The organism is Sulfurimonas sp. (assembly GCF_047622445.1).
Classification (GTDB): domain Bacteria; phylum Campylobacterota; class Campylobacteria; order Campylobacterales; family Sulfurimonadaceae; genus Sulfurimonas.
This window is the reverse complement of sequence record NZ_JBLHOE010000105.1, coordinates 1-6,619: the sequence shown is the minus strand read 5'-3', so window position 1 is coordinate 6,619 and position 6,619 is coordinate 1. Positions and strand designations below refer to the sequence as shown.

5 protein-coding genes are annotated in these 6,619 nt (G+C 33.0%); 4 read left to right on the top strand and 1 reads right to left on the bottom strand.

The genetic code is table 11. The features are described from left to right. Positions 1–184: 184 nt before the first annotated feature. The 3 genes from nrfA (at position 185) to ACI9TV_RS15560 (ending at position 4,570) form a co-directional block, all read left to right on the top strand. Complete coding sequence (gene nrfA, locus ACI9TV_RS15570) at positions 185–1,693, top strand: ammonia-forming cytochrome c nitrite reductase (protein WP_415251738.1); 1,509 nt, start codon at positions 185–187, stop codon at positions 1,691–1,693. 119 nt (positions 1,694–1,812) lie between these two features. Further along, a complete protein-coding gene (ccsA, locus tag ACI9TV_RS15565; protein ID WP_415251737.1) occupies positions 1,813–4,218 on the top strand; it encodes a cytochrome c biogenesis protein CcsA in 2,406 nt (801 codons plus the stop codon). Further along, positions 4,205–4,570 carry a hypothetical protein gene (locus tag ACI9TV_RS15560; RefSeq protein ID WP_415251736.1) on the top strand — a complete coding sequence of 122 codons (366 nt, stop codon included), beginning with the start codon at positions 4,205–4,207 and terminating at the stop codon, positions 4,568–4,570. Before ccsA ends, ACI9TV_RS15560 begins: the two co-directional genes overlap by 14 nt. 710 nt (positions 4,571–5,280) lie before the next feature. Here ACI9TV_RS15560 and ACI9TV_RS15555 read toward each other — a convergent pair. Further along, positions 5,281–6,267, bottom strand: a complete 987-nt coding sequence (locus tag ACI9TV_RS15555; RefSeq protein WP_415251735.1) for a fatty acid desaturase family protein — start codon at positions 6,265–6,267, stop codon at positions 5,281–5,283. A 233-nt stretch (positions 6,268–6,500) separates the two neighbouring features. Between ACI9TV_RS15555 and ACI9TV_RS15550 the strand changes: the two genes are divergently transcribed. After that, on the top strand, positions 6,501–6,619 hold a 119-nt coding region (locus tag ACI9TV_RS15550), incomplete at its 3' end, for a helix-turn-helix domain-containing protein (RefSeq protein ID WP_415251739.1).

Sequence of the window (6,619 nt, the reverse complement as noted above, 5' to 3'; positions counted from 1 at the left end):
GTGTAACATCTGTCATTGGAAGCAATGCAGATCAATATCACAATTTTGTTGATCCTAACGTAGAAAATGGAAGAAAATGCTGGTCATGCCACAAAGAGGTGCCTCACGGAAAAGTTAGAGGTCTAACAACAACCCCATATAATTTGGGCTTACACGAAGTTGAATAAAGTTTAAGGGAGAAGAAATGAAGTACAAATTATTACTTGCAGGTTCTTTAGTTGCAATTGCTGTAATTTCACTAATGGCTAGTAGTGTCAATCAAAGAGAAGAAGAAAGAAAAGCACTCAACGAAAGACCACTTGTGGCAGAAGGAATTAAACATAAAAGTCAAGAGTGGGAGAGATACTATCCTAGACAATATAGCTCTTGGAAAAAAACAAAAGAGAGTTCTCAAATTACAGATATGTTAAAAGAAAAATCTCAACTTCCTGTTCTTTGGGCTGGATATGGTTTTGCAAAAGATTATAATGCTCCTCGTGGACATTACTATGCTCTACAAGACAATGTAAATAGTTTAAGAACTGGTGCACCTGTTGATGGGAAAACTGGACCTATGCCTACTGCATGTTGGACGTGTAAATCTCCTGATGTTCCAAGAATTATGGAAAGAGACGGCGAGTTAGAGTATTTTACTGGTAAATGGGCTAAGTATGGTTCAGAAATCGTGAACTCTATTGGTTGTGCTGATTGTCATAGTAATGTAACTGGTGAACTTAATGTAAGAAGACCTTACCTTGATCGCGCATTAGAATCAGCTGGTTTACCTAAGTTTGCAGACTCTACTCATCAAGAAAAACGTAATCTTGTTTGTGCTCAATGTCATACAGAGTATTACTTCAAGAAAACAGAATGGACAGATAAAGATGGTACTAAAAAAGTAGCTAAAGTTGTTACTCTTCCTTGGGAAAATGGTTTAACTGCAGAAGGTGCTGAGAAATATTATAATGATATGGGATTCACAGACTGGACTCATAAAATTTCTAAAACGCCAATGTTAAAAACACAACATCCAGGATATGAACTATTTAAAACTGGTATCCACGGTCAAAAAGGTGTATCTTGTGCTGATTGTCACATGCCATATACTCAAGAGGGATCAGTAAAATATAGTGATCATCAATTACAAAACCCATTAGAAACAATGGACAGAAGTTGTATGCCATGTCACAGAGAAAGTGAGAAAAAACTTAGAGGTATCGTACTTCAAAAGTATGTAAGAAAAGATCAACTACATGAACTTGCTATGGATAACTTAGCAAAAGCTCACCTAGAAACTGCAAAAGCTATGGAAGCTGGAGCAACAGATGAAGAATTAGTAGGTGTTCGTGCAGATATTAGAAGTGGTCAGTGGAAATGGGATTATGCAGTTGCATCTCACCCAGCATTCTTTCATGCACCAGAAGAAACATTACGTCTATTAGCAGTTGCTAATGAATCAGCAATGCAAGCTAGAATAGCTCTTGTTGGCGTTCTTGCAAAACATGGTGTAATGGACTATAGTGCTCCAGATTTTTCAACTAAGAAAAATTCTCAAGCATTAGCAGGTGTTCCTTTAGAGAAACTAGTTGCAGCTAAAAATGCGTTTAAAGCTACTCTTGAAAAAGAATGGTACAAAACAGCTGTAAAAAATGGTAATCTAAATATGGATTCAAGAAAAGAGGTTGATGAAACTTCATCTTATTTTAGTAAATAAGATTTCATACAATCTAATCTAGGGATTTTCCCTAGATAGTAAATATTGAGTATATTTAACTAAAGTGGCTTAAAGCATTTTTATTTAAGTATAATCGACAAAAACTCCAAAGGCATTTTTTGATTTATAAAATCGCAAGTTCATACAAAAGTATGATTGTATTACTTCTTATATTAGCAATCGGTGCTGCTGCTGGTACATTTATAGAAAATGACTTTGGAAGTGCTAGAGCTAAAGAGCTAGTCTATACTAGTTGGTGGTATCAACTAACGCTTCTATTTATATCTGTAAACTTATTGCTTGTTATCCAAAAAACAAAGATGTATAAAGTTAAAGCAAGAACTCTTTTTCACTTCTCTTTTGTCATTATATTATTTGGTGCGGGTATTACACATTTTTTTGGTCTTGATGGAATGATGCATATCCGTGAAGGTGAAAAATCAAATATCATTATGGTTGGAGAGCAAAAGGTCGAGACTTCTTTTTATATCTCTCTTCATGATTTTACACTCTCACGATACCCAGGTAGTCGTTCCCCATCAGAATTCAGTAGTAGAGTAACGCTCACAGATGAAGAAGAAGATGTAAAACTTGATACAGATATATATATGAATAATACGCTCATATATAAAGGGTATAAGTTTTTCCAAACTTCATATGATACTGATGAAATGGGGACTAAACTATCAGTCAACAAAGACCCCGGCGTTGAGATAACATATATTGGGTATACCCTCCTATTTTTAGGACTTATTCTCAACCTCTTTGATAAAAAATCTAGATTTCAATTGTTGATATCTAAAATAAAAAAGATGCCCATTGCTTCTCTTGTTTTTCCTCTACTCATACTTAGCCAAACTCCTATGTATGCAAATGATGATAGCTATACAGATAATTACCTCAAAGAACATAAAGAAAATTCAAAACTCTTAGCCCAACATTTTGCGACTATCGTTGTTCAAGGTCCAGTTGGTAGAATGAAACCACTTGACACACAAAACCGTGAAGTTCTAAATAAACTAACGGGGCGTGATACTTGGCAAGGGATGAGTGCTAACCAAGTTGTACTTGGTATGTTTTCTCGCCCTACTTTATGGAAAAAAGTAAATATAATCAAAGTAAAAACTCCCAAGCTTAGAAAAATACTTGGAGTATGTGAAAAACAAAAATTTGTAAAATTCACAGATTTTTTTGATGAGAAAGGTGCGTATAAATTAACTGCGCATGTTGAGCATGCAAATCAACTTGTACCTTCTAAAAGAGGTACCTTTGAGCGAGACCTAGTAAAAGTAGATGAAAGACTCAATATCGCTTTTATGAGTTACAGAGGTGTCCTTCTTACAGTATTTCCACTCCCAAATAATGAAAGAAATAAATGGGTTGATTTCAAAACTATGTTTGCGATGATAGATAATTCTGAACTAAAAAGAAGTACAAGTCGCTTACTTGATGCTGCTTATAACCGTAACTATGAAAAAGGCTTTACATATGTAGATGATATAAAAGCGTATCAGAATGAGTTTGGTAAAAATGTTATGCCAGAACAAGAAAAACTAGATGTTGAGTTATGGTTTAACCAGACATCTTTATTTTTTAGATTATCTCTTTTATACTTACTCTTTGGTGTAACACTACTTGTATATAGCCTTAGTTCTATGTTCTACAATAAAATTATTAGTAAAAAAATTAAATTTAGAATTAGTGCTATTTCATTAGTCTTTGTTTTAGCCCATACTTTTGGTATAGCTACGAGGTGGTATATCGGTGGATATGCCCCAATTAGTAATACCTATGAAACAATGATTTATATCGCATACTCTGCAATTCTCGCTAGCTTTTTCTTTTTAAGGAAATCTACTCTTGCACTTAGTGCTTCATTCTTAATGGCCGGTATCTTTATATTTGCCGCATACTTAGGTGAAATAGATCCTCAGATAACAAACTTAGTTCCTGTTTTAAAATCATACTGGCTAAGTGTACATGTTTCAGTTATCACTGCAAGTTATGGATTTTTTGGTGTTGGAGCGATTCTTGGACTTATAACATTACTTCTGTTTTCACTCAGAAATCAAAAAAGAGCACATATAGATACACACATAAAAAACATTACATACATCACTGAAGTAGTTCTGGTTCTAGGTCTTACACTTTTAGTAATAGGTAATTTCTTAGGTGGTATTTGGGCAAACGAATCATGGGGAAGATATTGGGGTTGGGATCCTAAAGAAACATGGGCATATATCTCTATCTTAGTATATGTAATTGTCCTTCATGTGAGACTTATCAAAGATATATATAGTCCATATCTTTTTAGTGTCTTATCCGTTATAGCATTTTACTCCATACTCATGACATACTTTGGAGTAAACTTTTATCTTGCTGGTATGCACTCGTATGCTACTGGAGACCCTGTTCCTATACCTATATGGGTATATATCACTTCAGGAATTGTTCTAAGTATCATGCTTATAGCATTTCCAAATAGAAACTTAAACAAATCAAAGGAAAAAAATGACAAAAATTAATACATTTATAGCTCTTGCTTTTTTAGCAATTAACCTTAATGCACAAGATGCAAAAACTGCTCCGATAGTAACTGACATTACGCCTAAGTCTGAACAAGCAGAGGTAAAACCATACTATCAAGGTGAAATAGTAACTATGGAACATGCTGGTGGATATACATACCTAGAAGTAAAAGAACATTCAGACAAAACATTCTGGGCAGCAGTATCCAAAACTGAAGCAAAAGTAGGTGATTATGTACGATTTAAAAGAGAACTCGTAACAGAGAACTTTAAAAGTAAAGCACTTAAGAAAACATTTAAACAATTGATGTTTGCTTCAGATTTACAATATAGAGTTTCTAAATCATAATTCACCAATTACACTTAATAATCTCGATAGAGATTTTATGCTTCGCTACCTAATGAAAAATATGTTGGAGATATTACATATATCCCTAGACCATAAAGTCGATTATATCTTGCTGCTGTAATAGATTTATACTCAAGAAAAGTAGTAGATTGATCTATCGATGACAATATCAAAGTGACTCCAGTAAACAATCCTCTAAATATGCCATTTAAAACAAGAGAACCTTCTTCTGGTCTCCTCTGCCATACAGATAGAGGAAGTTAATATGTTTATTATGCACATAAAGATTTATCACAAAGTTATGAGATTGTCCAAAGTATGAGGAGAAAAGGAAATTATTGGGATAATACAGTGGCTGAGAGTTTTTTTAACACTCTCAAAACTAAACTGACACATTATATGGTATATAAGACCAAAGTTCAAGCTAATCAGAGTATTTTTGAATATAAAGAAAAATGATGTTACAGAATAAAATTGCTGATTAGAGATTTGATTGATTAGTATAAATTAAGGTTGACACATCAAATAACGGATTTTTTATACGCTGACAGGCATCATATTATCTAATAAGACAAAGTCAAATCTTTTCGTTTCAATAATTTCAATTGTATCTTCAAGATTTAAAGCAAACGAAAAATTATATGTATCGTTTTTGAGTATGCTAATGACGACTTGAATATTTTAAATCAGATCATCTACTATCAAAAAATTTAATATTTTTTCAGGACATTATTAATTTGAATATATGCCACTAATGGGGAAGTCTCAAAATAAACTAAATTATTTTTTAGCGCAAAATTCTTTGTTATTTTTTGTACCTTTAGTAAGTTAAACCTTGGAGCCTTAGGAAATAAGTGATGTTCTATTTGTGTATTTAAACCACCATAAAACCAGTGAACAAACGCTCCACCTTTTAATGAGCGAGAAGTTCTCATTTGCAGTTCCATCCATGAAAGACCCTGAGCATCCTCTTCTTCTATCACTTCACAGCCTAAATGATTAGTAATAAACCCAAATGCCAGCCATACTGACAAAACAAGATTAAGAGTTAAAAATACTGTTAGAGCATCTATAGTTGGCAAAAAATAAAATATTGGTCCCCACACTATTGGCCAGTGAAGTAACATCATAAATAATTCAGTATATTTTTTTCTTTTTATAGAAAAGTTGTATGATTGTGCAATAAAAGCAGGATACATAAAAAACATAGCACCCCAAAACACTAAATATTTTGTAGCTCTCAGCCATGCTTTATTACCCATATCTTTATTTGTAAAAGCACCATCCATTGCTCGAATATCTTGATCTTTTTGAGGGATATTACAAAATGTATGATGATTTATATTATGCTTCCAATCCCACCATGAAGATGAGTTACTTAAGATAAATGCTGAAAATGGATAGCTTAATTTAAAAGCAAAAGCTTTGTTTTTAAAGTATTGTGTGTGAAGAATATCATGAGAAATAAATACCGCACGAGTAAAGATAATAACCATAAAAAAAGCGAGTGCATATGACGCCCACCATATACCTTCAGTCATATTCCAATTTATAGTGATAACATAAACTAAGACCATAGATAAGATTGTTGCGATCATCTCAATCGACCCACGTAACGGAACACGATTAAGTAAACCAGCTTCACGTACTTCAGCTTTAAGTTCATCAAATATATCAGGATATTTTGCAATTGACATGAATATTTCCTCGGTAAAAAATCATACTCATTATAACAACTATACTTTAAATGTATCCTTATTGTCATATATCTATTATAATATGATTAAATCTGCGAAATTGTAAAAATTACACTTACTACGCCAATTCAAGTTTAAAGTGAAACACTCTTAAAATTCAATAGGCGGGTAAATATAGAAGGTTAACTGCAAAAAGTGTAAGATTAATTATCCGACCAAAGATAAGGAAATCTATGTCTTATAAACAGTTAACCATGAAAGAACGATATCAAATTGAAGCTTTAATAAAAGAAGGCTTGAGCCAAAGAGCCATAGCAAATAATATTTGTGTACATCACTCAACTATCTCTAG